Source organism: Erythrobacter aureus, assembly GCF_003355455.1.
GTDB lineage: Bacteria > Pseudomonadota > Alphaproteobacteria > Sphingomonadales > Sphingomonadaceae > Qipengyuania > Qipengyuania aurea.
Window position 1 is genome coordinate 886,636 of record NZ_CP031357.1, and the last position, 26,838, is coordinate 913,473.

28 protein-coding genes and 1 pseudogene are annotated in these 26,838 nt (G+C 63.2%); 20 read left to right on the plus strand and 9 right to left on the minus strand.

The features are described from left to right. Window positions 1-93 precede the first annotated feature (93 nt). The 7 genes from DVR09_RS04425 (at window position 94) to DVR09_RS17360 (ending at window position 5,592) form a co-directional block, all read left to right on the plus strand. On the plus strand, window positions 94-597 hold the full coding sequence (locus DVR09_RS04425) for a UPF0262 family protein (protein WP_115415867.1): 504 nt from the start codon (window positions 94-96) through the stop codon (window positions 595-597). Window positions 598-607: 10 nt separating this feature from the next. Continuing rightward, window positions 608-1,336, plus strand: a complete 729-nt coding sequence (locus tag DVR09_RS04430; RefSeq protein ID WP_115415868.1) for a glycoside hydrolase family 25 protein — start codon at window positions 608-610, stop codon at window positions 1,334-1,336. 10 nt (window positions 1,337-1,346) lie between these two features. Then, window positions 1,347-1,751, plus strand: a complete 405-nt coding sequence (locus tag DVR09_RS04435; protein WP_115415869.1) for a cytidine deaminase — start codon at window positions 1,347-1,349, stop codon at window positions 1,749-1,751. Beyond that, entirely contained in the window at window positions 1,748-2,767 is a 1,020-nt protein-coding gene (locus tag DVR09_RS04440; RefSeq protein ID WP_115415870.1) for a S66 peptidase family protein, read from the plus strand. Before DVR09_RS04435 ends, DVR09_RS04440 begins: the two co-directional genes overlap by 4 nt. Window positions 2,768-2,824: 57 nt before the next feature. Further along, complete coding sequence (locus DVR09_RS04445) at window positions 2,825-4,129, plus strand: amidohydrolase family protein (RefSeq protein WP_115415871.1); 1,305 nt, start codon at window positions 2,825-2,827, stop codon at window positions 4,127-4,129. Next, window positions 4,126-5,346, plus strand: coding sequence for an amidohydrolase family protein (locus DVR09_RS04450; protein ID WP_115415872.1), 1,221 nt, complete (start codon window positions 4,126-4,128; stop codon window positions 5,344-5,346). Before DVR09_RS04445 ends, DVR09_RS04450 begins: the two co-directional genes overlap by 4 nt. Before the next feature lie 72 nt (window positions 5,347-5,418). After that, window positions 5,419-5,592: a hypothetical protein gene (locus DVR09_RS17360; protein WP_174223721.1), complete on the plus strand. Its 174-nt coding sequence runs from the start codon at window positions 5,419-5,421 to the stop codon at window positions 5,590-5,592. A 4-nt stretch (window positions 5,593-5,596) separates the two neighbouring features. On the opposite strand, the gene DVR09_RS04455 is transcribed toward DVR09_RS17360, so the two are convergent. From DVR09_RS04455 to DVR09_RS04465, 3 genes are read right to left on the minus strand one after another with little or no spacing between them, the layout of a single operon-like run. Further along, complete coding sequence (locus tag DVR09_RS04455) at window positions 5,597-5,953, minus strand: hypothetical protein (RefSeq protein ID WP_115415873.1); 357 nt, start codon at window positions 5,951-5,953, stop codon at window positions 5,597-5,599. A gap of 44 nt (window positions 5,954-5,997) precedes the next feature. Then, window positions 5,998-7,137 carry a M14 family metallopeptidase gene (locus DVR09_RS04460; protein WP_115415874.1) on the minus strand — a complete coding sequence of 380 codons (1,140 nt, stop codon included), beginning with the start codon at window positions 7,135-7,137 and terminating at the stop codon, window positions 5,998-6,000. Continuing rightward, window positions 7,134-7,739, minus strand: a complete 606-nt coding sequence (locus DVR09_RS04465) for a DUF4136 domain-containing protein (RefSeq protein ID WP_115415875.1) — start codon at window positions 7,737-7,739, stop codon at window positions 7,134-7,136. Before DVR09_RS04465 ends, DVR09_RS04460 begins: the two co-directional genes overlap by 4 nt. A 137-nt stretch (window positions 7,740-7,876) precedes the next feature. Here DVR09_RS04465 and galE point away from each other — a divergent pair, with 137 nt between their 5' ends. The 7 genes from galE (at window position 7,877) to pal (ending at window position 13,378) form a co-directional block, all read left to right on the plus strand. Next, entirely contained in the window at window positions 7,877-8,887 is a 1,011-nt protein-coding gene (gene galE / locus DVR09_RS04470; RefSeq protein ID WP_115415876.1) for a UDP-glucose 4-epimerase GalE, read from the plus strand. A gap of 88 nt (window positions 8,888-8,975) precedes the next feature. Then, window positions 8,976-9,440, plus strand: a complete 465-nt coding sequence (locus tag DVR09_RS04475; protein ID WP_115415877.1) for a YbgC/FadM family acyl-CoA thioesterase — start codon at window positions 8,976-8,978, stop codon at window positions 9,438-9,440. Continuing rightward, entirely contained in the window at window positions 9,437-10,135 is a 699-nt protein-coding gene (gene tolQ, locus DVR09_RS04480; protein ID WP_115415878.1) for a protein TolQ, read from the plus strand. The genes DVR09_RS04475 and tolQ overlap by 4 nt, the downstream gene beginning before the upstream one ends. Further along, complete coding sequence (locus DVR09_RS04485) at window positions 10,135-10,602, plus strand: ExbD/TolR family protein (RefSeq protein WP_115415879.1); 468 nt, start codon at window positions 10,135-10,137, stop codon at window positions 10,600-10,602. Before tolQ ends, DVR09_RS04485 begins: the two co-directional genes overlap by 1 nt. 10 nt (window positions 10,603-10,612) lie before the next feature. Next, window positions 10,613-11,416, plus strand: a complete 804-nt coding sequence (gene tolA, locus DVR09_RS04490) for a cell envelope integrity protein TolA (protein WP_115415880.1) — start codon at window positions 10,613-10,615, stop codon at window positions 11,414-11,416. Then, entirely contained in the window at window positions 11,371-12,795 is a 1,425-nt protein-coding gene (tolB, locus tag DVR09_RS04495) for a Tol-Pal system beta propeller repeat protein TolB (RefSeq protein WP_115415881.1), read from the plus strand. Before tolA ends, tolB begins: the two co-directional genes overlap by 46 nt. 73 nt (window positions 12,796-12,868) lie before the next feature. Continuing rightward, window positions 12,869-13,378 carry a peptidoglycan-associated lipoprotein Pal gene (gene pal / locus DVR09_RS04500; protein WP_115415882.1) on the plus strand — a complete coding sequence of 170 codons (510 nt, stop codon included), beginning with the start codon at window positions 12,869-12,871 and terminating at the stop codon, window positions 13,376-13,378. Between the two features lie 66 nt (window positions 13,379-13,444). Here the strand turns inward: pal and DVR09_RS17100 are convergent, their stop codons facing one another. Then, window positions 13,445-13,594: a hypothetical protein gene (locus DVR09_RS17100; RefSeq protein ID WP_162814843.1), complete on the minus strand. Its 150-nt coding sequence runs from the start codon at window positions 13,592-13,594 to the stop codon at window positions 13,445-13,447. Between the two features lie 155 nt (window positions 13,595-13,749). Here DVR09_RS17100 and DVR09_RS04505 point away from each other — a divergent pair, with 155 nt between their 5' ends. Then, a complete protein-coding gene (locus tag DVR09_RS04505) occupies window positions 13,750-14,283 on the plus strand; it encodes a J domain-containing protein (RefSeq protein ID WP_115415883.1) in 534 nt (177 codons plus the stop codon). On the opposite strand, the gene DVR09_RS04510 is transcribed toward DVR09_RS04505, so the two are convergent. The 3 genes from DVR09_RS04510 to DVR09_RS04520 form a co-directional block, all read right to left on the minus strand. After that, the gene (locus DVR09_RS04510; protein ID WP_234041555.1) at window positions 14,246-15,187 is read right to left on the minus strand and encodes an ATP-grasp domain-containing protein; all 942 of its coding nucleotides are present in this window, start codon (window positions 15,185-15,187) and stop codon (window positions 14,246-14,248) included. The genes DVR09_RS04505 and DVR09_RS04510 overlap by 38 nt on opposite strands. After that, window positions 15,184-16,494, minus strand: coding sequence for a cystathionine gamma-synthase family protein (locus DVR09_RS04515; RefSeq protein ID WP_115415884.1), 1,311 nt, complete (start codon window positions 16,492-16,494; stop codon window positions 15,184-15,186). Before DVR09_RS04515 ends, DVR09_RS04510 begins: the two co-directional genes overlap by 4 nt. A gap of 262 nt (window positions 16,495-16,756) precedes the next feature. Next, window positions 16,757-18,166 carry an SLC13 family permease gene (locus tag DVR09_RS04520; protein WP_115415885.1) on the minus strand — a complete coding sequence of 470 codons (1,410 nt, stop codon included), beginning with the start codon at window positions 18,164-18,166 and terminating at the stop codon, window positions 16,757-16,759. 126 nt (window positions 18,167-18,292) lie between these two features. Here DVR09_RS04520 and DVR09_RS04525 point away from each other — a divergent pair, with 126 nt between their 5' ends. Beyond that, window positions 18,293-20,224 carry a S9 family peptidase gene (locus tag DVR09_RS04525; protein WP_199798589.1) on the plus strand — a complete coding sequence of 644 codons (1,932 nt, stop codon included), beginning with the start codon at window positions 18,293-18,295 and terminating at the stop codon, window positions 20,222-20,224. Window positions 20,225-20,296: 72 nt separating this feature from the next. On the opposite strand, the gene infC is transcribed toward DVR09_RS04525, so the two are convergent. Beyond that, a complete protein-coding gene (gene infC / locus DVR09_RS04530) occupies window positions 20,297-20,815 on the minus strand; it encodes a translation initiation factor IF-3 (protein WP_115415886.1) in 519 nt (172 codons plus the stop codon). Window positions 20,816-21,034: 219 nt separating this feature from the next. Next, window positions 21,035-21,736, minus strand: coding sequence for a ligase-associated DNA damage response endonuclease PdeM (gene pdeM / locus DVR09_RS04535; RefSeq protein WP_115415887.1), 702 nt, complete (start codon window positions 21,734-21,736; stop codon window positions 21,035-21,037). A 45-nt stretch (window positions 21,737-21,781) separates the two neighbouring features. Between pdeM and hemF the strand changes: the two are divergent. The 4 genes and pseudogenes from hemF (at window position 21,782) to DVR09_RS04555 (ending at window position 26,763) form a co-directional block, all read left to right on the plus strand. Beyond that, window positions 21,782-22,652 (plus strand): annotated as a pseudogene (gene hemF, locus DVR09_RS04540) (oxygen-dependent coproporphyrinogen oxidase). A 49-nt stretch (window positions 22,653-22,701) separates the two neighbouring features. Continuing rightward, window positions 22,702-24,030 (plus strand): TrkH family potassium uptake protein, encoded by a 1,329-nt coding sequence (locus tag DVR09_RS04545; RefSeq protein ID WP_115415888.1) that lies wholly within the window; start codon window positions 22,702-22,704, stop codon window positions 24,028-24,030. Beyond that, window positions 24,020-24,688 (plus strand): potassium channel family protein, encoded by a 669-nt coding sequence (locus DVR09_RS04550; RefSeq protein WP_115415889.1) that lies wholly within the window; start codon window positions 24,020-24,022, stop codon window positions 24,686-24,688. Before DVR09_RS04545 ends, DVR09_RS04550 begins: the two co-directional genes overlap by 11 nt. A gap of 170 nt (window positions 24,689-24,858) precedes the next feature. After that, the gene (locus DVR09_RS04555) at window positions 24,859-26,763 is read left to right on the plus strand and encodes a M1 family metallopeptidase (protein WP_115415890.1); all 1,905 of its coding nucleotides are present in this window, start codon (window positions 24,859-24,861) and stop codon (window positions 26,761-26,763) included. Window positions 26,764-26,838 lie beyond the last annotated feature (75 nt).

The following is a 26,838-nucleotide window of genomic DNA, read 5'->3' on the forward strand; positions in this document are numbered from 1 at the left end:
TTTCGATTGCCGGCTCTTGTCCTGTGGATAGTGGGGACACAGTTTCACCCCTTGCCGCAACCCGCCTAACTCTGCGAAAGCATCCCGCAACGCATGACCGATTCCGTATCTTCTTCGGGCGACCACCGCATCGCGCATATCGAGCTCGACGAGGAGACGATCATCTGGCGCAACGCCGATATCGAGCAAGAACGGCGCATCGCGATTTTCGACCTGATCGAGGAAAATTGTTTCAAACCGCTGCGTGCGGTCGAACGCGGGGCGAACGGCCCCTATCGCCTGACGCTGGCGGTGCGCGACGGGCGCTTGCTGATGACCATTGCCGATGAAAGCGAGCAACTGCTCGAGGAACTGCTGCTCGGTCTTGCTCGGTTCCGCAGGCCGATTCGCGAATATTTCGCCATTTGCGACAGCTATTACCAGGCCATCCGCAAGGCGACGCCGATGGAAATCGAAACGATCGACATGGCGCGCCGCGGGGTTCACAATCGTGCGGCGGAGCTGCTGATGGAACGCCTGGAAGGCAAGATCGAAACCGACTTTGCCACTGCCCGCCGCCTGTTCACGCTCATTTGCGTCCTCCACATCAAGGGCTAAGGGGGCGCGAATGGCCAGGAACAATCGGCGCCGGAGAAAGTCCCGCCTCCCGAAGGCTCTGTCGCGTGCGGGCAAGGCAGTTCTGGTTCTGCTAGTCGTTGCGGCGATCGGAGCTTCCTATGCCTGGTACGAAGGGCGCAGCTGGCGGCCCGACGAAGCGCTCTGGCCGGATCAGGGCGGTCTGATCGGTGCGGGCGATGGCGCGGTCGATTTCGATACAATCGCCGGGCTGGGCGCGAAATTCGTTTATCTCGAGGCAAGCGACGGGGCCGGGCGCAAGGATATCGCTTTTGCGCAGAACTTCGCCCGCGCCCGCGCTGCGGGGCTGGAAGTCGGCGCGGCGCATCGTTTCGACCCTTGCGCGGTCGCCGATGGCCAATCCGCCAATTACGTCACCATGGTGCCGCGGGACAGCGACCTTCTGCCCCCCGCGATCCTGCTCGAAACGACTGCCGCAATCTGTCCCTCGCGCGTATCGAAAGCAGCCGTGCAGAGCGAGCTGACGACGCTCGTCAACCAGATCGAGGCGCATAGTGGCAAGCCCGTGATCCTCGCACCGTTCGAGGAGTTCGAGGAAGCCTATGCCCCCTCGCGCCGATTCGACCGCCAGCTCTGGCTGACGCGTAGCTGGTTCGAACCCGACTACGCCACGCGCCCCTGGCTGATGTGGACCGCCAACCGCTGGTATCAGACCGAAGCGGCGCAGTCGCCGCTACGCTGGGTCGTGGTGCAGCCCTGAGGATATTGCCATGACCGACGACGATCTTATTGCCGCTGCCCGGGACGCATCGCGCCATTCCTACTCGCCCTATTCGAACTTCGCCGTTGGCGCGGCGCTGGGCTTTGCCGATGGCAGCGTGGTGACGGGCACCAATATCGAAAATGCCAGCTATGGCCTCGCGCTGTGCGCCGAAGCGGTGGCTGTGTCGAAAGCAATGGCGGATGGGGTGCGGGGCGGACTCGAAGCGGTCGCGGTGACCGGTCCGGGGACCGACCCGATCACGCCGTGCGGCCGTTGTCGTCAGGTGCTTAATGAACTTGCGCAGCTCGGCGGGACCGATCCGGAAATTCTCTGTGTCGGAGCCGAGGAGGTCCGCAAGATACGACTTTCCGACCTGCTTCCCCATGCCTTCGGACCTGCGAGCCTGACATGATCGCGCGGCGCGCCGCGCTTGGTCTGATGGGCGGGCTGGCGGGCGCGGCGCTGATGCCGGTTGCGGCGACTGCGAGGACCCCGCGCAAACCATCGCGCCTGCGTCAGGGCGACACGGTCGGCCTTGTGGCCCCCGCGAGTGCGGTGACGGTGCCTTACGAGCTCGACCGGGCAATCCACTGGATCAGAGGCATGGGGCTCGTTCCGAAGATCGGACGACACGTCGCGGATCAGGACGGATATCTGGCCGGTAGAGATATCGATCGGGCGGCGGACATCGATGCCATGTTCGCCGATCCCGAGGTCCGCACCCTCTTCGCGGTGCGTGGCGGATGGGGCGGAGCACGTATCCTCCCTCTTCTCGATTGGGCTTCGATCCGTGCGAACCCCAAGCTGTTGATTGGCTACAGCGATACCACCGCGCTGCATCTGGCCATTGCGGCACGTGCGGGATTTCCCACGCTGCATGCGCCCAATGCCGCGAGCCGATGGGAGGCGGCGAGCTGGGAGAGCCTGTGGCATATTGCCTTCGCAGGCGCGATGCCGGTGCTGGGTGGCGAAGAGGTCGAGCGCGCTTCCGGCCGGGTGGCGCGTATACTGGTCCCTGGGTCTACGCGCGGGCGGCTGCTGGGCGGGAACCTGACGATCCTCTCCACGCTGATGGGCACCGGCTGGCTGCCTGCTTTCGACGGCGCGATCCTCTTCCTCGAAGATATCGGCGAGGAACCCTACCGTGTCGACCGCATGCTCCAGCACTTGAAGCTCGCGGGGGTATTCGACCGGGTGAACGGCGTCGTTTTCGGACAGTGTACGCGCTGCACCTCGCCCGACCCGGATTATGCAGGCTTTTTGCTGGACGATGTGATCGACCGGCATCTGGCTGGGCTCGACAAGCCGGTGATTGCCGACTTCAACACTGGCCACGTTACCAACCAACTTACATTGCCGATCAATGTTCCGGTGGAGCTCGATAGCGCCTCGCGCACATTGCGGATGCTCGAACCCGCGGTTGGCTGACCCTGCTTGCAATTTCCATTCGGCGCGGTTTAATCCTCGCCCTCAAGGGAGATTTTCATGACTGGTCGAATCCTACGCCGTGCCGCACTCGCGGCTGGTGCCATCCTGGCTTGCGCGGCGAGCGGCGCCGGAGCGCAGGATCGCGCAACGGCTTTCACCGGTGCAACGATCCACACCATGGCGGGGCCGGTGATCGAAAACGGCACACTGGTGATCCAGGATGGCAGGATCGTGGCCGTGGGCGCCGACGTGGCCGTGCCTGCCGATGCCGACACTCGCGATGCCAGCGGCATGGTCATTATGCCGGGTATCGTCGATACGCATTCGCATATCGGTTCGGTGGCGGGGGCTGACCGCTCTTCGCCCATCCAGCCGGACGTGCGCGCGATGGACGCGATCAATCCGAAAGATGCAAGTATCGCCAAGGCGCGCGCGGGCGGCGTCACCACCGCCAATGTCATGCCCGGCTCGGGCTGGCTGGTCAGCGGCCAGACCTTCTACATGCGTCTGCGCGATGGCGACACGGTCGAGGACATCGCCTGGTATTTCCCCGACGGGTCGGTGATGGGCGGACTCAAGATGGCCAACGGGACCAATCCGATCGGCGCGACGCCCGGCTTTCCCGGGACACGGGCGAAATCGGCTGCGTTGGTTCGCGCGGCTTTCGCCGAGGCACAGGGTTACTGCAAGGGCGACCGGAAGAAGGTCGAGCTCGGTAAAGAGGCGCTGTGCGAAGTCCTGTCCGGCAAGCGTCTGGTCCATTTCCACACTCACCGCGCCGACGATATCATGACCGTGCTGCGGCTGCAGCGCGAGTTCGGATTCAAGGTGCTGATCCAGCACGGGATGGAAGCCTGGAAGGTGGCCGAGGAACTGGCGGCGGCAGGCATTCCGGTATCGAACATCCTGGTCGACAGCCCGGGCGGCAAGCTGGAAGCGATGGAATCGCGGCTGGAAACAGCGGGTATCCTCGAACGTGCGGGCGTTCTCACCTCGCTCCATTCGGACGACGGCATTATCGACAGCCGCCTGATGTTCCGCCAGGCTGGTATTGCCGTGCGCGGCGGCATGAGCCGCGAGGGCGCATTGCGAGCGCTGACGATCAACGGTGCAAAGCAACTCGGGCTCGACGACCGCGTCGGCAGTCTGGAGCCCGGCAAGGATGCGGATTTCCTGATCCTCGATGGCGATCCGCTGTCGGTCTATACCGATCTTATGGAAACCTGGGTCGAAGGGCGGAAGCTCTTCGATTGCAGCACCGAGGAAGGCAGGCTGATGGCCGAAGGCGGTTATGGCGCGGGTGATCCGATGGAGCTTGCGCATCACCACTGGGAAGTCGCCGAAGCGGAGACCGCACAATGAACGCCCGTATCGCCAAACTCGCCGCGATCATGCTGGCGCTCGCTCCCACCAGCCTTGCCGCGCAGGATATCGCGGTTCGCGCCGAAATCCTGCACACCATGGAAGGCGCCGCGATAGCGGACGGTGTCGTGGTAATCCGGGACGGCAAGATCGCCGCTGTCGGGCCTGCCGCCTCTACCGTTGTTCCCGACGGTCTCGAAGTTCTCACCGCCACGGTCGCGACGCCCGGTTTCGTCGATGCTCGTACGGTGGTCGGCCTCGCCGGGTTCATGAACCAAGCTCACGACCAGGACCAGCTCGATACCGGTTCTCCGCTTCAGCCGCATCTGCGGGCCATCGACGGATACAATCCGGATGAGGATCTGATCGATTGGCTGCGCGGTTTCGGGGTAACGACGATCCATACCGGACACGGCCCTGGCGCCGTGGTTTCGGGCCAGACGATGGTCGCCAAGACATGGGCGAAGACTGCCGATGCAGCGGTGATCGTTCCGCGCGCCATGATCGCGGCCAATTTGGGGGCCGATGCGCTCGACCGCGAGAAGGGGCCTGGTACGCGACCCAAGCAGATCGCTCTCCTTCGCTCCGCACTCACCGCGGCCCGCACGCCCAAGCCGCCCCAAAGTGGTGCCGACAAGGACGATGCCGAGACCTTCGAGAAGCTCGATGCGAGGGTGTGGAAGGATGTTCTGGCCCGCCGCGTGCCGCTGATGATTACCGCCAACCGCGCGCAGGACATCATGTCGGCCCTACGGTTGAAGGAAGAGTTCGACATCGATGTAGTGATCGATGGCGGGGCGGAAAGCTATCTCTTGATCGACGAGCTGCGCGATGCCGGCGTCACCGTTATTCTGCACCCGACCATGGCGCGCCATTATGGCGATATGGAAAATGCTAGCTTCGCCACTGCAGCCAAGCTGCGCGAGGCGGGTATCCCCTTCGCCCTGCAGTCCGGCTATGAAGGATATGTTCCCAAGACGCGTGTCATCCTGTGGGAAGCCGGGTGGGCGGCTGCCAACGGCCTGGCACGAGAAGCTGCTATGGGAGCGATCACCTCGGATGCGGCCAGGGCAATCGGCGTGGGCGATCGCGTCGGCTCGCTTAAGGTCGGCAAGGACGGCGATGTGGTGCTGTTCGATGGCGATCCGCTCGAATACACCAGCCATGTCACAGGTGTGGTAATCGAAGGACGGGTGGCCAGCCGCGAGGAGCGCTGACAGCGGGCGTCCCATTAACCGCTTTTTGAGTGGAATCGCGCTATTGCAGGTATGTCAGGAGACATACCCAAGATGAAATTCGTTGCCCTTGAATCGCGTGGCGGTAACTATCTCGTGGTCGCTTCAAACGTGGCCTGGCTGCGTGCGGCGGAGAACGGCCAGACAAGCGTCGGTATTGTCGGCGGCCAGCCTTTGCTGGTTACCGGAACCGTAGAGCAGGTCGCGCAGAAAATCCTGGCGGGTTGATCGGTCAGTTTTCGTAACAGCGAATCCACCGCTTCGCGCCCTGCCATTCCACCGTGCCGTCATAGCGGCCCTCATTGTATCTGGCGTGGAGCGTGACGAGCGTCTCGAGCGCGTTCGCGTCGGTCAGCAAAAGGCGCAATTCTTCGTCATCGAGCCACCATTGGGGGGCATTGACGGGAATGACCCTGTCTTTGGCCCGTAACTGCGTGCCGATGATCGGCGCGCCGGGCACATGGCCGATACCCACCGCTATCTCGAGATCGCTGCCATCCGCGGTGCGACATATATACCCACCGGTCGCTTGCGCCGGGGCGGCCAGCGCAAGCGAAAAGGCTGCTGCGAGGAAGAGAGTTTTTCGCATTCCGGAGCGATACTCAATAGCTGCTGAACGGTCGCTGGCCGGAATCAGCTTTCGCGGGCATCCATCCATTCGAGCAATGCCGCGAGGCAATCCCGCGCGAGCAGTTTGCAGCGTTCGGGGCTCCAGCCCTGTTCGGGCTCCGGGCTGGCCGGATTGTCCTTGTAGGGCATTTCCAGCGTCATCGCGGTCGCGCCGAAGCGCTCGGCCACCTGGTTGGTGCTCATCGACAAATTGGCCTTGCCCGGGGCCGCCTTGGTGTAGCCCTGCTCGGTCTGGAAATCGGGCGTTCGGCGGTCGAGGATCGCCTCATAGCGATAGTAGCGATTGCCCTGTTCCTCGGTCCAGCCGGGGATGCCTTCATAGCCAGCAAGGAAGCTGACGGGAATCGCCTCGTCGCCATGCACGTCCATCGCGAAATCGACGCCGGTCTCGTCCATCCGGTTGCGGATCGCGAGCACTTCGGGCGATTTCTCGGCGGTCGGCTCGACCCATTCGCGGTTGAGGTTGGTGCCCGCCGCATTGACGCGCAGATTGCCGCGTTTCGATCCGTCGGGGTTGCAATTGGGCACGATGTGCAGACGGCAACGCTTGCGCAATTCGCGGCCCACGCTGTCGGCGGGGTCGGTCAGCACTTCCAGCGCGCCCTCCATCCACCATTCGGCCTGCGTCTCGCCCGGATGCTGGCGGGCATAGAGCCATACCTTGAATTCACCTTCGCCCATCTCGAGGCTGTCGAGCGGCTGCCCGTCGAGCGTGGTGCCGAGCTGGACGTAGTCGACGCCTTCCGATGCGGCTGCCTCGGCGATCAGATCGTGGTGGCGCTCCATCGAATAAGGCGCGAAATAGGCGAACCACGCGATGTCGCTTGCCGGGGTGTAGCGGATCGTCAGCGTGCCGCCGTGCTCGTTTTTATCGTAGGTCGAAGCGGCACGGCCCCAATAGTCGCGGTCTTCCGATACGCAGCTATCGTAGCCAGGCCAGCCGCCCGGATAGGCACTTTCCTCGAGACCCGTGATCTTGAGGACGAGTTCGCGCCCCGCCGCGCCCGAAACGCGGAAATGGTACCATTGCTTGAATTCGCTGTTTGTGTCTTTCGGGATCGCCAGCATGGCACTGGCGCCGTCCACCGACAGGACTTCGATATTGCCACTGTCGAAAGCGGAATCGATCCGGATATCGCTCACTCGGTAACCTCTACTTCTATCGTTTCGCCATTGTTACCGGGAAATTCCCGGAACAGCGCGGAGGCGACCGTCTGAGCGTTCGCCGATCCGCGTGCAAGGGGTGAATTTTCGGGCGGCTGGAAATCGGCGCGGCCTTCCCAGATGCTCTGGCCGCTGGCCTTGTCGCGAATGGTCACGGCAAGCTCCGTGCCGAGACGATCCTTCGGCCCGCCGCCCAGATTGATGCCAATGCCCACACCGACGCCCGAGCCGTAACTGCCGGTCGATCCGCCGACCCCGACGCTGACCGGGCTGCGTCTGCCACCGCTGCCGATGACATATCTCTCAAGCGAGATCTGGGCGATCTGGCCCGCGTTGCCCCGGTCGCTTTCGACATAGCCTAGGCGACGCAATTCGTCGGCGACCGCTGCCTTGTAGGGCGCCAGCGCAAGACTGTCTTCTTGAACACCCGCAGCGGTTTCAACGAAGATGCGTCCTTGGCCCAGCTGTGCCATGCGGTCGGGTGCGACGAAGCGGGTCACTTCGACAGGGCCGGGCGGAGTGGCGCATCCGGCAAGCGTCAATGCGGCGGAGATGCCCAGGGCGAGGGGAAGCGGTTTCATGGTCGGCGATCCTTCTTGCGTTTCGAGGTCCGATTACCTGTCCTGACAACGCATGGGCAGGCAATTCCGCACCGGAAAGCGTCTCCACGCGCGTTAGGGCGTTGCCGTTACCAATTGGTATGTTAGGTGCGCAGACCATGAGCGAAACGAGCAAAGTGCCCGTGCTGGTCACCGGCGGGGCAGGGTATATCGGCAGCCATGCGGTGCTCGCCCTGCGCGATGCAGGCTGGCCGGTGGCCGTGATCGACAATCTCTCTACCGGGTTCGCCTTCGCCGTGCCCGACGATGTCCCGCTCTATGAAGGGGATATTTCCGACATCATCCTGCTCGAACAGATCTTCGCGGAGCAGGGGATCAAGGCGATCATGCATTTCGCAGGGTCGATCGTCGTGCCCGAATCGGTCGAGAACCCGCTGAAATATTACGACAACAACACGGTGAGGAGCCGCGCGCTGATCGAGGCGGCGGTCGCCGGCGGAGTCGAGCATTTCATCTTCAGCTCGACCGCCGCGACTTACGGTACGCCGGAAACATCTCCGGTGTCGGAAGACAGCCCCAAGCGCCCGATCAATCCCTATGGCTGGTCGAAGCTGATGACCGAGCAGATGCTGGCCGATGCCAGCGCTGCGCATGGGTTCAATTTCTGTGCGCTCAGATATTTCAATGTCGCGGGTGCCGATCCGCAGGCCCGGACCGGCCAGTCCACTGCCGGAGCCACGCATCTGATCAAGGTCGCCTGCGAAGCGGCCACGGGCAAGCGCGACAGCGTGGCTGTGTTCGGCACCGATTACGACACGCCAGATGGCACCGGCGTGCGCGACTACATCCATGTCAGCGATCTGGCGAATGCGCACCTGCTTGCGCTCGAAGCGCTGATCGAACAGCCCGGTCGCTCGCTGACAATGAATTGCGGCTATGGACGCGGCTTCTCGGTGCTCGAAGTGCTCGACGCGGTGGACCGGGTGACCAACCAGACGATCGCCCGCCGGATGGAGCCACGCCGGGCGGGTGACCCGGCAGAGCTCGTTTCCGACCCTTTGCGGATTCGCGAAACGCTGCCGTGGCAGCCCAAACATGCCGATCTCGGCGATATCATCGCGCATGCATTGCAATGGGAGCGGAAGCTGTCCGAATTGCGTGGCGAGTGACGCAGCGCCGGTTGGTCGCTCGAAAACGGCGGTTCGTCGTTCTACATTGCCGCCGGACTCGCGGCTCGTCTAAAGGGCGCGCTTGCCTATGACCTTGCCCTCCTTCCCCGATGGAACGCTCGATGGTGACCGGCACCTGTACGCTGTGCGGGTCTATTACGAGGATACCGACCTGTCCGGCATCACCTATCACGCCAATTACCTGCGCTGGTTCGAACGCGCGCGGAGCGATTTGCTGCGCTTGCTGGGCATCGATCAGCGCGCGGCGATAGAGGCGGGCGGCGGCGCCTATGCGGTCTCCGAGATCAATCTCAAATATCTGCGCCCTGCGCGGCTCGACGATGATGTGCTGATCGAGACGCGCTGCACCGAGATGCGCGCCGCCTCCTGCCGGATGCACCATCTTGCGTTCAGGTTGGCAGGTGAAGAGCGCGAATTACTTGCCGAGGCACATTTGCGCGTCGGCTTCGTTTCACCCGAAGGCAGGCCCAAGCGCCAGCCGAAGGAATGGCGCGCGGCCTTCGCGCGGTTTGTCGGGCAAGGGGATTCATGAGTTCGCTATCACTTCTCGCCGCCGGGGCACCGACCCGGCTCGATCCGATCCAGCTTTTCCTCGACGCCGATATCGTCGTCCAGCTCGTCATGGCCGGGCTGCTCGTCGCCAGCATCTGGGTTTGGATGATCATCGTCAGTTTCAGCCTGCGGATGAAGAAGCTGCGCAGCCGGACGATCGAATACGAGAACGAGTTCTGGCAGGCGGAAAATTTCGACCGTTTCACTTCCGAGCGCGGCAATAGAGACATCCCCGCCGCACGTGTGGCGCAAGCGGCGGTGGCCGAATATCGCCGCTCGACCAAGACCACCGTCCGAGACCCGGAGGCGCTGCGCGGCCGGATTGCGGTGGCCATGGACAGCCAGATCGCGCTCGAAGCCGACGATATCGCCGAGCGGCTGAACTTCCTCGCCACGGTCGGCTCGGTTGCCCCATTTGTGGGGCTGTTCGGAACCGTCTGGGGCATTATGAACAGCTTCTTCCAGATCGGCGCGCAGGAAAGCTCCTCGCTTGCGGTCGTCGCCCCCGGGATTTCCGAAGCGCTGTTCGCGACTGCCATCGGCCTGTTCGCGGCCATCCCGGCGGTGATCGCCTACAACCGCTTCAGCCACCGGGTCGACCGCTACGAAGCGCGGCTGCAGCGTTTCGCCGACAAGCTCAACGCGACCTTCAGCCGCCAGCTCGAGGCGCGCTAATGGCGATGGGGCTTGCCTCTTCGCGGGGAACACGACGCGGGCGTCGTCGTCCGATGAGCGAGATCAACGTCACGCCCCTTGTCGACGTGATGCTCGTGCTGCTGATCATCTTCATGGTCACCGCCCCGCTGCTGACCGCCGGGGTGCCGATCGATCTGCCCGACAGCCGGGCAGCGCAACTGCCCGATGAACAGCAGCAGGTGACGATCAGCATCGACCGCGCCGGCTATGTCTACATCGACGATGTGGAGGTGCCCGTCGGCGGTCTGCCACAGGCGCTCGAAAGCCTGCCGCGGAGCGGAGGCGAGGGGCCGGACATCACGCTGCGGGCCGACAAGGCGCTCGACTATGGCCGAGTCATGGCGGTGATGGGCGAACTCAATCGCGCAGGCCTCAACCGCATTTCACTGATTACCAACAGCGCCGCACCGGCACCGCTCAACGCCGGTTCATCGGAAGAGGAATAGCCTCGGCGTCATGGAGAGAACGGGCATCAGGGCAGAGGAGCGGACCGGACTGATCGTCGCGGTCGTGCTGCATCTTGCACTGTTCGGCCTGCTGGTCGTGCAGGGGCTGTTCCCGGCCCCGGTGATCGATCCGCCGCAACGCATGACCGTCAGCCTCGCCGAAGATGTCGGGCTCGCCGCGACCGCGCCCGATCCGGTCGCCGAAAGCCGCGCCTCGACCGCCCCGACCATGGATCTCAACCCGGCCCCAGCGCCCGAGCAGGAAGCGCCGACCCCGCCGCAGGTCGAGCGTCCCGCGCCGCAAGTCCAGTCTCCGGTGCCCGCACCCAATTCGGCCGCCGACACCCGGCCGCGCCGCCGCCCCGAGTCCCCGCGCACGCAAAGCCAGCCGCAGAGCAGCCAGCGCGGCGGCGGCTCGCGCCTGGGAGACAATTTCCTCGACGGTGCCGGCGACAGCACCCGTACCAACGAAACGCGTATCCCGGCCGCGCGGATCGGCAACAGCGCCAAGGCGTCGCTCTTCCAGGCAGTCGCTCGGCAATTGCGCCCGCACTGGCAGCCGCCGAGCGGCCCCGAGGTCGAGAAGATCGTTACCAAAGTCCGCTTCCGCCTCAATCCCGACGGCACGCTCGCCGGGGCGCCAAGCGTTGCGGGGCAGCGCGGCGTGAACGCCACCAACCGCGCGCAAGCCGGACGCCATGGCGAACAGGCTATCCGTGCGGTACAACTGGCCGCCCCCTTCGACCTGCCCGACGAATATTACGAGGCATGGAAACTCATCACCGTGGATTTCGACTGGAGATTGGCCCAGTGAAGTATGTTCTGATTGCCGCCGCGGCCTTCGTCGCTGCCCCCCTTGCCGCCCAGAACCAGGATCTCGGCCAGCCCATCCCGGAGGGTGGAGAAGTCGAGACGATCGAAGAGAGCGAGGGTCTCTCGGGCTCGGTCAGCTTCGAAGGCAATCTCGACGATCTCGGCATTGCCATTCCGGGCTTCGCGACCGATCGCGATGTGGCGACGCCCGCGAGTTCATCGGGCACCGCGGCGCTGGGCAAGGAACTGGCGCGGGTCATCACGGCCGATTTACGCAATAACGGCCTGTTCAAGCCGACCGGTCCCGATGCGCTGCCGCAACCCTCCTTCGGCGAAATCACTTCACCCAATTGGCCGATCTGGTCCAACCGCGGCGCGGAAATGCTGGTCCATGGCTATGTTCGTGGCCGCGGCGACGACCGCCTGACTGTGGGCTGCTATCTCTACGACATGGCCTTGCAGCAAGAATTGGTGCGCGAGGGCTGGGTCGTGCCGCCTGCCGACTGGCGGCGGGCCGCTCATAAATGCGCCGACCTTATCTATTCGCGCCTGACCGGCGAGAGCCCGTTCTTCGACAGCCGTATCGCCTATATCGCCGAGACGGGTCCGAAGGATAACCGGTCCAAGCGTCTTGCGATCATGGACAGCGATGGGGCCAATCACCGCTTCATCACCACGGGCCGTTCGACTGCGCTGACCCCGCGCTATTCGCCCGATTACAAGAAGCTGTCCTACTTGAGCTATGTCGACGGCAATCCGCGTATCTATGTTTATGACATCGGTACGGGGCGTCAGACGCTGGTGACGCAAAGCGCCAATCCGACCTTCGCGCCGCGCTGGAGCCCGGATGGGCGCTGGCTGCTCTATTCGATGGCGGTCAACGGCAATACCGACATCTACCGCGTCTCTTCCAGCGGGGGAGAGCCGGTTCGGCTGACCAATACACCAGGGATCGACATTGGCGGGTCCTACTCGCCTGACGGTGGCCGCATTGTCTTTGAAAGCGACCGGTCGGGTGCGCAGCAATGTTATGTGATGAATGCCGATGGTTCGGACCAGCGCCGCATAAGCTTTTCAGGCGGGCGCTGCGCCACACCCGAATGGAGCCCGCGCGGCGACCAGATTGCCTTCACCAACGCCAGTTCCTTCAACATTTCGGTGATGACGCCCTCGGGTGGCAGCGTACGGACGCTGACCAGTGGCTGGCAGGACGAAGCGCCGACCTGGGCGCCCAATGGGCGCATCATCCAGTTTTTCCGTACCGAACGCAACAGCGGCAAGACCTCGCTTTGGCAGGTCGATCTCACGGGCGACAATCTGCGCCGTCTGCCGACGCCGGTCGATGCGTCCGACCCCGCCTGGGGACCGATTTTGCCGTAACTGCATTGCATTGAACAGGGGACGAATTCGGGGGGCAAACCGATCATCCAAGCTGTTTAAAAGGGGACAGCCTATGAATACTCGTGCTGCTACCGGCCTGATGCTTGCATCGACCATCGCTCTTGCCGCCTGCCAGAAAAAGGCACCCGAGGAGCTACCGCCTCCGCCGGTCGAAACGGCAACGCCGACTCCCACCGCGCCCACTGGCCCGTCAGCCGGTTCTCAGGCGCATTTCGTCGATGCCGTGGGCCAGGCGAATACGGTGGTTTACTTCGATACCGATCGCTTTAACATCGATACCGAAGACCAGACGAAGCTGCAGCGCCAGGCGCAGTATTTCAGTCAGTATCCGCAGGTCAGCTTCACCATCGAAGGCCATGCCGACGAGCGCGGCACGCGCGATTACAACCTGGCCCTGGGCGAGCGACGTGCCAATGCGGCGAAAAACTATCTCGTGTCGATCGGCATTCCCGCCAACCGCATCCGCACGGTAAGCTACGGAAAGGAACGTCCGGTTGCGCTGGGGTCGAACGAGGCCGCCTGGGCACAAAACCGCCGCGCGGCAACCGTCACCATCAACTGATCACGCGAAAAGGGCTCCCCTGCAAAGTGGGGAGCCCTTTCTGGCTGCCATTGAGGCGAGCCTTGCCTATCGGGTCGCAGCGAAGGTTGCTGCGGGAGCAATACCTGCCAGCCGATCGGTGGACCCTATCGAGAAATGGCCGAGACCGCTGGCCATGGCAAAGGCGGCCATTGCGAAGATCGCGGCGGTGGCGGATAGGGCTAGCTGTCTGCTCACGGTGTTTCTCTCATTTGGGATCGCTACGATTTACATATGAAGATTTCATTGCATTGCAACATTTCATTTTGCAACCTATCTTCGTGCGCTTGCACCTTTCGTCAGGCCGCCTAGATTGACGCGCATGTTTCCCGGCCTCATAAAATCCCGCTCGCATGTCTAAGGCGCGCCGCTCGAACGATTGGGGCTTTCCCCGCTGGCGCGGTTACGGATCGTCGCGCGAAACTACGACCGTGCGACTATGCGACCGGCACGGCTGCGAGGAACCGGGCGATTGCCCGGCACCCAAGGCGCCGAACAGTCCCGAACGCTGGATGTTCTGCCAGACGCATGCCGCCGAGTACAATCGCAAGTGGGACTATTTCGAAGGGCTCGACAAGGCCGAGAAGGAAGCCCGGACCAAGACCGAGCAAAGCCAGAATGCGGGCTATGCCGAAGCGCAGCACTATGGCTGGAGCGGTAGTGGCGACGGTTCGCGCAGCGCCGATGAAATGCGCGCGCTCGAGGTGCTCGAGCTGGAGGCCGACGTCGAATTCATCGCGATCAAGAAGGCTTGGCGCGATAAGGCCAAGACCGTCCATCCCGATGTGAAACCCGGCGACAAGGAAGCCGCCGCCGAGTTCCAGAAACTCCAGCTCGCCTACGAAGTGCTCAAGGCTGCCGAAGAGCGGCGCGAGTGGAAGGGCTAGGGGCAGCCACCGCGCGGTCTGCAAGGCGCGCTGCGATGGCTTGCGCCAGGCGCTGCCCCAAGCCCAGCCCCTGCTGGGGATAGAGGTACGGCTCGATCGCCTCGGCTTCCATCACTGCCAGGTCTCCCGACGGAAGCCGCGCCATGTCGATCCGGCAGTATAGCAAGTCGGTGAAGGGCAGTGCCGCCACGACCGCTTCGGCCTTGGCCAGATCCTGCGGGTCGGGCGCATAGTCGCATTCATAGCCGCCATAGAGCGATTGGATACGGTATTCGCCTTCGCCAGCACGCTTGAGAACGCCATGGCTGAAAGCGCCGTCGACGAAAACGAAGGTATATTCGCCTTCTTCGACGATGCTCGGCAGGAAGGGCTGGACCATGCAAGCGCGCCCCATCGACCAGCCTTCGTCGGGCAGGTTATCGCGCGAGAAGCTGTACTGACCCAGCCCGCCGGCACCGACTTGGCGCTTCACCACGACGCGGTCGGTATCGAAGTGTTCCATCGCTGCCTCGATACCGGCCCGGTCAATATCGGTGCGCCAGAGTGTCGGAACGCTCGTTGCACCGCTCTTTTCGAGCTCCTTCAGATAACGCTTGTCGACATTCCAGCGCACCACCTCGGGCGGATTGCAAACCTGAATGCCGCGCGCCGCGAGGGCTTCGAGCTTGGCGAGAAACGCATCGGGATGATCCTGGTAGTCCCACGCCGTGCCGAGCAGGATCAGCGCGATTCCATCGAAATCCTCCAGCGGTGCGCGCCAGTCGATTTCGTGCAGCTCCAGTCCGGCGGTCTCGAAAGCCGGGCGCAGCGCCGCGACCTCCAGATCGTGCTCGAAGGCATCTCCCCGGCGCGGTCCATCGCCTGGGAGCGTATCGGCACAGGCGAGGAAGCCGATCCGGATCATACCGCCTCCAATGCCTGTTCGAAGTCGGCAATGAGATCGTCCGGGTCTTCGATACCGATGCTGATCCGCACCAAATTGTCCGAAATGCCGAGTTCCGCGCGGCGTCCTTCGGGCACCGACAGATGGGTCATCGATGCCGGGTGGCTGGCGAGCGTTTCGGTCCCGCCGAGACTGACCGCCAGTTTGGCGATCTTGAGGCTGTCGAGGAACCGGAAGCACTCCGCCTCGCCGCCCCTCAAGAGCAGCGAGAAGGTGCTGCCCGCTCCCTTGCAATGGCGGTCGTAGATGTCCTGCTGCCGCGCGTCCTTTATCATGCCGAGATAGCCCAGGCCTTCGACCTTCGGATGTTGCGACAGGAATTGGCAGACTTTGGCCGCGTTCTCGCCTGCGCGGTTCATGCGCAGTTCCACCGTCTCGAGGCTGCGCAGGAGCATCCAGGCGGTGTTCGGATCGCAGATGCCGCCCATCGTGTTGCGCAGCATGCGCACGGGGTCCATCCACTTCTTGGCTCCCGCGATGCTGCCGGCAACGAGATCCGAATGGCCGCCGACATATTTGGTCAGCGAATAGCATACGATATCGGCACCCTGGTCGAGCGGGCGCTGCCAGAGGGGGCCGAGAAAGGTGTTGTCGATGGCGATCGGGCAATCCCAGTCCAGCGCTTCGTCGCGCGCGGCCTTGACCGCTTCGACATCGACCAGCGCATTGGTTGGATTGCCCGGGCTTTCCAGGTAGATCATGCAGACCTTGCCACCGTTCTGGCTGGCCAGATCCTTGGCCCTGGCGAGAACGGCGTCGATTTCCTCGCGCGTGGCACCGGCGGGAAAGTCGACATACTCGACGCCCCAGCGCGACATCCACTTGGCGACGAACCCTTCGCTCGCGGCGTAAAGCGGGCCGGAATGTACGATGACATCGCCCTTCGACGCATAGGCCAGCATCAGCACGCAGATCGCGGTCATGCCGCTGGAGAAGCTCAGCGCATCCTCGGCGCCATCCCACACCGCCAGGCGATCTTCGAGGATTTCCTGGTTCGGCGCATTGAAGCGCGAGTAAACGAGGCCGTCGGCGCCGCCCGGCCGCTTGCCGGTAATGCCTTCGAAATGACGCTTGCCATCGGCAGCACTGGGAAAGGCGAAGGTGGAGGTGAGGAAGATCGGCGGCTTGAGGCTGCCTTCGGACAGAACCGGGTCGTACCCATAACCCATCATCAGTGTGCTGGGTTTCAGTTCGCGCCCGTCGATCTTGGTCACCTCGGGCTTGGGGGCCATGCGCGGCGAGGTCGGGTCGATATCGTGGTCGCTCATCGGGCGAGCATCCTTCCTGAATCACGCCCCCAGGAAGGCGGGAGCCGGTTGGGCTGGTCGGGGCACCCGTTCCTAACCTCCGCAGGAACGCCTCTCCACCGACAGCGCTTTCGGCTGCGGTCCATATGTCGGAGCGAGGTTGGTTTCAACTGCGACGAAGCCGGAGGCATGGACCACAGTTAAGGACCAGGATGCGTGGGCCGAAACAAGCCGCGGTATCGCGTCGATCCGACACGGGCCGGGCGGGGAGCAAAAGCCCCTGTCAGACCAGCGCGTTCATCCCCCACACCACGCCCACAATCATGAAGATCCCGACAATGTCCAGCAGCAAACCGGCCTTCACCATTCGTCCGATCCGGATGTGCCCTGTCGACCAGGCGATGGCGTTCGGCCCGGTCCCGGCGGGCAACATGAAGCCCCAACTGGCGGCAAGCGCGGCGGGCATGGCAAGCAAGATCGGATCGACCCCCAAGGCCACCACCAAAGCAGCCACGACCGGGATAATTCCGCTGGCGGTCGCCACATTGCTGGCGAACTCGGTAATCAGCACGACCATCGCCACGACCGCAATTGCGACCAGCACCAGCGGCCACGCCTCGAGCGGCAGCAGCGCATTGCCCAACCATTCGGCCAGCCCGCTCGCGCTCATGCCCGCCGCCAGCGCCAGCCCGCCGCCGAACATCATAATGACGCCCCAGGGTGCGCGGTCGGCCTCGTCCCAGATCAGCAGGGGCCGTCCGGTCCCGTCGGGCAACAGGAAGAGCGCAAGGCTGGCGATAATGGCGATGGTCCCGTCGGTCCACGAGCCTTCGGGCAGATAGGGCGCGACGATCAGCCGCGTCATCCAGGCTAGGAAGGTCAGGCCGACGATCACCATCAGGCGGCGTTCCGCCGACCCCATCGGTGCTTCGTTCACGACAGCCGCCCGCGCCGCCGCAACGTCGAAAGGGTGCTCTGCCACACGCTGTACGCGCGCTACCAGAAAGGCGGCCAGCGGCACGCCAAGCACCACGATGGGGAGGCCGTAAAGCGTCCATTCGGCAAAGCTGATTTGCGTCCCGATCATCGTGTCGAGCAGGCCCACTGCAATCGCGTTGGTGGGCGAACCGACCAGCGTGCCGAGCCCGCCCACGCTCGCGGCAAAAGCGATGCCCATCGGCAGCGCGCCGGCAAGGCCTTCGCGCTCGTCCGCGGCGACCCCGCCCCCTGCCAGCACGGCAAGCGCCATGGGCATCATGATCAGCGCGGTGGACGTGTTCGAAATCAGCATGGAAAGGATCGCAGCGGCGATCATGAAGGCCAGCAGCAATCCGGCCTGTCCGCCACGCCCGCCGATCGCATTGAGGATGGCCAGGGCAAGCCGTCGGTGCAGCCCGGTGCGTTCGATGGCCAGAGCGATGAAGGCGCCGCCCAACAGCAGGAACAGGATGGGCGAGTAATAGGCGCTGGCCGTATCGCGTGCGTTCATCACCCCGGCAAACGGCAGAACGACGAAAGGCATCAGAGCTGTCGCGGTGAGCGGCAGGGCCTCGGTCATCCACCAAGCGGCCATCAGTACAACCAGGCCGGCGACGATGAACGCTTCACGGTTCATTCCGGCAGGAGCTGGCAGGAAAATGCTTCCCAGCAGCGCAAGCGCACCCACCAGGAATCCAATGCGTTTGGCTGTCACGTCGCTGCGATCCCCCTCATATCTGGTGCTAACAGTCTCCGTTCACAAGGACAATCTTGGCGCTTGTCGGAATTCTGAACCCCGCTAAGGTAGGTGTATTGCTTGAATCATACGGGAGAGGAAGCTGTGATCCGATCGTTTTCCATGCTCGCGGCCGTCTCGCTCGCCGCGCTGACCGCGCCCGCCATCGCCCAGGCGCATGAGGGGCACGCAACGACCGAAGAGGCGCAGGTAAAGACCTACACCGCGCAGCAGTTCTTCGAATCGACCAGCTACGGCGTCGGTTCGCCCAGCGGGTTCAACTTCTCGCCCGACGGGAAATATGTGCTGGTAAATTCCGATGCGACCGGTGTCTTCAACGCCTACAGGATCTCGGTGGCGGGCGGCGAGCCTGTTCCGCTGACGACATCGAGCACCAATGCGACCTTCGGTGCAAGCTTCTTCCCCGATGATTCGCGGGTGCTGTTCACCGCCGACGAAGGTGGGGACGAGCTCAACCACCTTTTCGTCATGCACAAGGATGGCACGATTACCGATCTGACGCCGGGCGAGAAGGTGAAGGCAGGGTTTGCTGGATGGCACGCCGACGGCAAGACCTTCTACGTAATCACCAACGAGCGCGATTCTGCCGCCTTCGACCTCTATGCTTATGATGCCGCAACCTATGAGCGGAGCCGTGTCTTCACGAATGAAGGTGGCTTCTCGATTAGCGATGTGTCGCCGGATGGACGCTGGGTCGCCCTGTCGAAAGCGCTATCGAGCGCGAACAGCGATCTCTATGTCGCCGACCTTTCGGCGGCCGGGGCCGAGCCGAAGCTGATGACTCCGCACGAAGGCAATGTGAGCTACGGCGCCTATACCTTCACCCGGGACAGCGCGGCGCTAATCTACGCGACCAACGAACATGGCGAATTCAGCCAGGCCTGGCGTTATGACCTGGCGAGCGGAGAAAAATCGTCAGTGGTCGAGGCGGATTGGGATGTGGCCTTCCTGCAATATTCACCCACCGGTCGCTATCGCGTCAGCGCGATCAACGAAGACGCGCTGACTGCCGTTACCATCCTCGACCAGACAAGCGGAGAAACGGTCACACTCGATGGCTTGCCCGAGGGCAGCCTTGGTTCGATCCGCTTCGACCCGGCCGAAACGCGGATCGCCTTCACGCTGACGTCGGATACGTCCCCGACGGACATCTATGTCGCCGACCTGGCGAGCGGCGCGGCGACCCGGCTGACAAAGGCGCTCAACCCCGCGATCGACGAAGATGACCTCGTCACTGCCACCGTGGCCCGTTTCCCAAGTTACGACGGGCTGGAAATCCCCGGCATACTTTACCGGCCCAGAGGCGCTAGTGCGGCCAGTCCGGCCCCGGCCGTTGTTCTGGTCCATGGCGGCCCGGGCGGCCAGAGCACGCGCGGCTACAGCGCGATGATCCAGCATCTGGTGAACAATGGCTATGCTGTCTACGCAATCAACAACCGTGGCTCTTCGGGCTACGGCAAGACCTTCTTCCATATGGACGACAAGAGGCACGGCGATGTCGATCTAAAGGACGTGATAGCCTCCAAGGGCTTCCTACAGGGGCTCGACTGGGTCGCGGACGATCGCATTGCGGTCATGGGCGGCAGCTACGGCGGCTATATGACGGCTGCTGCGCTCGCCTTCCATCCGGAGGTGTTCGATGCGGGCATCAACATCTTTGGCGTTACCAACTGGGTGCGAACGCTGAAATCTATACCGCCGTGGTGGGGTAGCTTCCGCGATGCGCTCTATGACGAGATGGGCGATCCGGCGAATGACGAGGAACGGCACCGTGCGATCTCGCCGCTGTTCCACGCGGGCAAAATCACCAAACCAATGCTGGTGGTCCAGGGGGCCAACGATCCACGCGTGCTACAGGTCGAAAGCGACGAACTGGTCGCGGCGGTCAGGGCCAGCGGCGTGCCGGTCGAATATGTGTTGTTTCCCGACGAAGGCCACGGTTTCCGCCGCCGCGAGAACCGCATTACCGCCTCGGAGGCCTATCTGAAGTTTCTCGACGAACACATCGGGCGCTGATCGCAGCAGCACAAAACGAAAAGGGCGGGCCATACGGACCCGCCCTTTTCGTAGTCTCCAAACGGCTGTTCCCTACTTGGGCGCCAGCACCATGATCATCTGGCGGCCTTCGAGACGTGGGAAGGCCTCGACCTTGGCGATTTCCTCCACGTCGTCGCGGACGCGGTTGAGCAGGTCCATGCCAAGCTGCTGGTGGGCCATTTCACGGCCACGGAAGCGCAGCGTGCACTTCACCTTGTCGCCATTCTCGATGAACTTCACGACATTGCGCATCTTCACGTCGTAGTCGTGCGTGTCGATGTTCGGGCGCATCTTGACCTCTTTGATTTCCTGGGTCTTCTGCGTCTTGCGCGCGAGGTTCGCCTTCTTCTGCGCCTCGTAGCGATATTTGCCGACATCGAGGAACTTGCACACCGGCGGGTCCGCATTGGGGGACACTTCGACCAGGTTGAGGCCAAGCTCGTTGGCCTGCTCGGTCGCTTCGCGGGTGAACATAACGCCGAGGTTCTCGCCTTCGTGATCGATCACGCGGACCTTCGGCACATTGATCATGTTATCGTAGCGCGGGCCGCTTTTGACGGGCATCTGCATGCTACGGCGGGGTGGACGGGCTATGGGGTAATCTCCTTGATTCTGCCTGTTTCGAGGGGGGTATGTAGGGAGAAACGCCGGAATTCGGAAGGGGGAAGGGGAGGTTTTTGTCTCATGCATCCATCTCCTTGGGTCCGATCACCGCACTTCGTCCGCAAGGGGCGCAGTCTAGGCTGGCGTAGACCCGAGGAGAAACCGATGCAGGCCGGTTCGAAAAAGCTACGCTGCTTGCCACAAATTGAACCGGGCCAGCTTACCCTTTGCAGGAACCACCGCGTCGATTCGGTCTGCCGGTTGGAGGGCTTTCAGGATTGCTGGATCGGCTGCGTTCATCCCGCCCGTGTAAGCGCCGAAGGCGGGTAGGATCATCCGGCCAGTGGGCTTGCCGTCCGGCCCGTCATTGGCGCTTACTACCGCGCAGGGGCGGCGGATCATACGCTGGCGAACCTTCAGTTGCAGGCGCGGATGGTAGTGGCCGGAAAGTTCGGGCCGGGTTTCGCCCTTCTGCGCGCGGTGCCGCAGGATGGTGCCGCCGATCTCGAGTTCCTCGGCCAGAGTGCCGCCGTGGCGAGCTTCCATTTCCGGATCGTGATTGCCGGTGATCCAGACCCAGTCGACCGCTTTGGTGAGGGCATCGAGCATGCCCGAGGCGTGCGGTTCCAGGCGGGTCGAACCGTCCGAATCGTGGAAATTGTCGCCCAGCGTGATGACGCGGCGCGCGCCGGTTTCACGGATGGCCAGTGCCACACGCTCCAGCGTTTCCCGGCTATCATAGGGCGGGATCATCTGACCATGACGGGCGAAGAAGCTGCCCTTCTCCAGATGCAGGTCCGCCACCAGCAGCGTGCCCTCGCGCGGCCAGTAAAGCGCGCGGCCCTCTGTCAGGAGCCATTCCTCGCCTGCGAACGAAAGGGGAACCATGCGTGGCTATTGCCGCCTGCGCGCCGCAATGGCAAGGGCTTCGACATGACCGACTGGACCCAGCAGACCGACACCGCCCGAACCTGGTTCGAAACCCTGCGCGATCGTATCTGCGCGGAATTCGAGAGCATCGAGCGCGAGGCAGGATCGGATGCGCGTTTTCAGTACGATAGCTGGAACCGGCAAGAGGAAGGCAATGCCGATCCGGGTGGTGGAACACGGGGTCTCATGAAGGGGCAGGTGTTCGAAAAGGTCGGCGTCAACGTTTCCACCGTGCGCGGCAATTTCGCGCCTGAGTTCGCCGCAACCATCAACGGTGCGAGCGCGGAAAACCCGGGTTTCACCGCGACCGGTATCAGTCTGGTGGCGCATATGGCCAATCCGCATGTGCCCGCCGTACACATGAACACGCGTTTCCTGACGACGGGCAAGGCCTGGTTCGGGGGCGGGGCGGATCTCAACCCGCCGATCCCCTATGCCGAGGATACAGAGGATTTCCACGCCCGCTTCCGCGCCGCCTGCGCCGCGCATAATCCGACCTATTACGAGCGTTTCAAGAAGTGGGCGGACGATTACTTCTACATCCCCATCGGGGCGTCCATCGCGGCGTGGGCGGGATATTCTACGACCATCTCGAATGCGAGGCCCTTCTGCTGATGGTGGGGCCGCCTTCGAACGCAATCTTGCCTTTACCAAGGATGTTGGCGAGGCGTTTCTCGATATCTTCCCGAAGCTGGTCCGCCGCAGGATGGAGAGCGCGTTCACGAGCGAAGACAAGCAGACCCAGCTCGAATGGCGCGGGCGCTATGCGGAATTCAATCTCGTCTACGATCGCGGCACGCTGTTCGGCCTCAAGACGGGCGGCAATATCGACGCTATTCTGATGAGCCTGCCGCCAGAGGCGGTATGGAACTGACGGCACGGGCGCCGTGGAACTGAACCGCAGGATCCCGGTATAGTCTCGGATGACTGCGCTGCGCGATCCGATCCGGCTGATTCCGGCCCTGTTCCTGACAGCGATAGCGCTTGGCACGCTGCTGCTCTGGCTGCCCATTTCCACGGCCGACGGTACGCAAACCGCTTTTCTGACTGCGCTGTTCACGTCGACCTCGGCCGTCGCGGTGACCGGGCTGATCGTTGTCGATACGGCAACCTACTGGTCACCGTTCGGCCAAGGCGTCATTCTGTTTCTTTTCCAGATCGGCGGTTTCGGGATCATGACGGCGGCGAGCCTGTTCGGGCTCATGGCCGGGCGGGGTTTCGGTCTGCGCGACCGCATCGCAACCCAGGTGGAGCGCAGCCGCCTCGAAGTCGGCGATGCGCGCTCGGTGCTCAAGCTCGTACTGGCGATCACCCTTATCGTGGAAGCGGCCCTCGCGGCGATTCTGACCGGGCGTTTCATGCTGTCCTACAATTTCCCGTTCGGCGAGGCCCTGTGGCACGGCACGTTCCATGCGATCAGCGCATTCAACAATGCAGGCTTTTCAAGCTTCTCCGACAGTGTGATGGGTTTCCAGTCGGATGCGGTGATCCTCCTGCCGATCATGCTGGCGGTCGTACTGACCGCGCTCGGTTTTCCCGTGATGCAGGACTTGCGCCATCACGGGGTTAGCTGGCGGCGCTGGACGCTGCACACCAAGATCACCGTGAGCGGCACGGCCGGTTTGTTGCTGGGCGGCTTTCTTGCCATTCTGGCGATGGAATGGGCCAATCCCGATACGCTGGGCTCGATGAGCGTAGGTGCGAAAATCCTCAATGCGGCTTTCCACTCCGTGATGCCGCGCACGGCTGGCTTCAACAGTCTCGATGTTGGCGCTTTCCATGACGAGACGTTGATGGCGAACTACTTCCTGATGTTTATCGGGGGAGGGAGTGCCGGGACGGCCGGCGGTATCAAGATTACGACTTTCGCCGTTCTTCTGGCGGTCGTCCTGTCGGAAGTTCTGCGTCGCAAGGACGCGGACGTGTTCGGCCGCCGTTTCGGCCATGCGGTGGAACGTCAGGCCCTGACGGTGGTCGTGCTGGCCGGATCGTTGATATTCGGCGCGACGACTTATCTTGCCATGATCACCCCGCTGCCCTTCGAGGATCTCCTGTTCGAAAGCATCTCGGCCTTCTCGACCGTTGGGCTTTCGACCGGTGTGACCGCAGAGCTGCCGCCTGCCGGCCAGATCGTCATCATCGCGCTCATGTTCATCGGACGCGTCGGGACGATAACCGTCGCCACCGCGCTCGCGCTGGGCGGCGAGCCGCGCCCGTTCCGTTATCCGGAGGAGAATCCCATTGTCGGCTGATACACGCAACCCCGTCCTCGTCGTCGGTCTTGGCCGTTTTGGCGGGTCCGTCGCCCGCACTCTGGAACGGATGGGGCACGAAGTGCTCGGCGCGGATACCGACCCGGCCAGAGTGCAGGAATATGCGGGCGACTTGACACAGGTGGTCGAGGCCGACTGCACGGATGTCAAATGCCTGGACAAGCTCGGGGCGAGGAGTTTCACCTCGGCGGTTGTCGGAATAGGAAGCGATATCGAGGCGAGCGTGCTGGCGGTGCTGGCGCTATCCGATCTCGGTGTCGCCAACATCTGGGCCAAGGCCATCAACGAGAAGCACGGCCGCATTCTGGAGCGGACGGGAGCGCATCATGTCGTGTTTCCCGAGGAAAAGATGGGCGAGCGCGTAGCACGCCTTCTCAACGAGCGCTTGCTGGACTTCATCAGTTTCGGCGACGAATTTGCCATTGCAAAGCTTGCCGCACCCACAGCCATTGTCGGCCTGCCGCTGATTACGAGCGAGTGTCGCAAGAAATTCGACGTGACCGTCATCGGGGTGAAGCGCGAGGGCGAGGACTTCATTCACGCGGTTCCCGACACGTTGATCATGCCCAAGGATATTCTGGTCGTATCCGGCAGAGTCGAAAAGATCGAAGCGTTCGCAGCGCAGCACGGGCATTGATCGCCACCGCCCCCTTGGGCGCGGAAATGTGCGCAGGCGATTATCCAGGCCCGGCCTGTGTTTTCGTGCGCGGGGCTGGCGCGCGGTCACTGGATCGGCAATAGCGCCCCGGCGTAGACAGAACATCAGGCCGGGTCGCGAATCCGGCACCATGCAACGGAGACATACCCATGCGCCGCCTTGCCGCCCCGCTCGCCCTGCTGCTTGCCAGCACCGCCTGCACCACGATGGAGGCCGCTCCGCCGGCGACTTCCGCCCTGCAGCCGGAGCGCATGATCTCGCCGATTCTGACTTCGCCCGAAGCAGTCGATGCTTCGACCTATGCCGAGCCGCAGGTTGCGCGGGTCACGCACGTCGCGCTCGATCTCGATCTGGATTTCGCCGCCCGGCGCGCCAGCGGTACGGCAACGCTCGACGTGCTTGCGGCATCCGGCGCGAACGAAATCGTGCTCGACAGCAACGGTCTTGAGATCGCGCGGATCACCGATGGCGCAGGCCGCGAACTCGCCTATGAGATCGGAAATATGGTCGAGGAAGGCGGAAAGGGCGCTCCGCTGACCATCCAGCTCGACGGCGCGACCACCCTGCGCATCGAATATCGCGCCCCTGCCGATGCCAGCGCGCTGCAATGGCTCAGCCCGGAACAGACCGCAGGCAAGGTCCACCCCTTCCTCTTCAGCCAGGGCCAGGCGATCCTCAACCGGACCTGGATTCCGACGCAGGACAGCCCCGGCATCCGCCAGACCTGGGAGGCCCGGATCACCGCGCCTAAACCGCTCGATGTCGTGATGAGCGGGGTGCGACAAGGCGAGCCCGAGGACCTCGGCAACGGACGCCGCGCCTTCACCTTCGTGATGGACAAGCCGGTGCCGCCCTATCTCATCGCGCTGGCAGCGGGCGACATCGATTTTCGGGCGATTGGTCCGCGCACCGGCGTATGGGCGGAGCCGTCGGTGATCGCTCGCGCGCGTGCCGAGGTGGCCGATACCGAGGAGATGGTCGTCGCAGCCGAGAAGCTCTACGGCGAATATCGCTGGGGTCGCTACGACATGATCGTGCTGCCACCGGCCTTTCCATATGGCGGGATGGAAAACCCCGTGATGACCTTTCTCACTCCCACCTTCATCGCGGGCGACCGGTCGAACAACGGTCTCGTCGCGCATGAGCTGGCGCATAGCTGGTCGGGCAATCTGGTGACGAATGCCGTATGGGGCGATAGCTGGCTCAACGAAGGCGTGACCACGTACTTCGAGAACCGCATTGTCGAGGCAGTCTACGGCAAGAAGCGCGCCGAGCAGGAAGCTGCGCTGATGTATGCCAATATCCTCGATACAATGGCCGAAGTGGGCGGGGATGCGCCGGGTACGGCGCTCAGCACCGATGGCGGCTACGAACTGGGCAGCGCGATCGCTTACGATAAGGGCGCTTTCTTCCTGCGCACGGTCGAACGTATCGTCGGGCGAACACGCTTCGACGCCTGGCTGCGCCAGTGGTTCGACAACCACGCCTTCCAGCCCGCCACCAGCGAGATGTTCCACAAGGATATGATGGTCAATCTCGTGCAGGGCGAGGCCGAAGCCGAGGCATTGATGCTGCGCCAATGGATTTTCGAGCCCGGCCTTCCTTCGAACGTCGCCAAGCCCGATCCGGCGGCCTTCGCCGAGGTGGACCGCGCCGTCACAGCGTATACGTCTGCCGGAACCATCCCCGCCGCCTATTCCGACTGGACCGCTGCCGAACAGATGCGCTTTCTCGACAACCTCCCGAAAGAGCTTACCGCGGACCAACTGGCAGCACTCGATGCAACACTTGGCCTCTCGGGCACCGGCAATAACGAGATACGTTTCCTGTGGTTGGAGATGGCGCTGGAGAACCGCTACGATCCCGCCGTGCCGCAGGTCGATGCCTTTCTGTCCGAAGTGGGCCGCGCGAAATTCGTCCGCCCGCTGTTCCAGGTCCTGTGGAACGAGGGTGAGTGGGGGCGCCCGATTGCGACGCGCATCTACGCGAAAACCCGCGACAGCTATCACGCGGTGACGCGGGCCGGAGTGGACCGGGTGATGGATGGCGAATGATTGCAGGCAGCGCATGATTGTGTGCACTGGATGCGATTGAAACGAAGTCGGCTTGACGCTAGGGCTTGGGGCGAC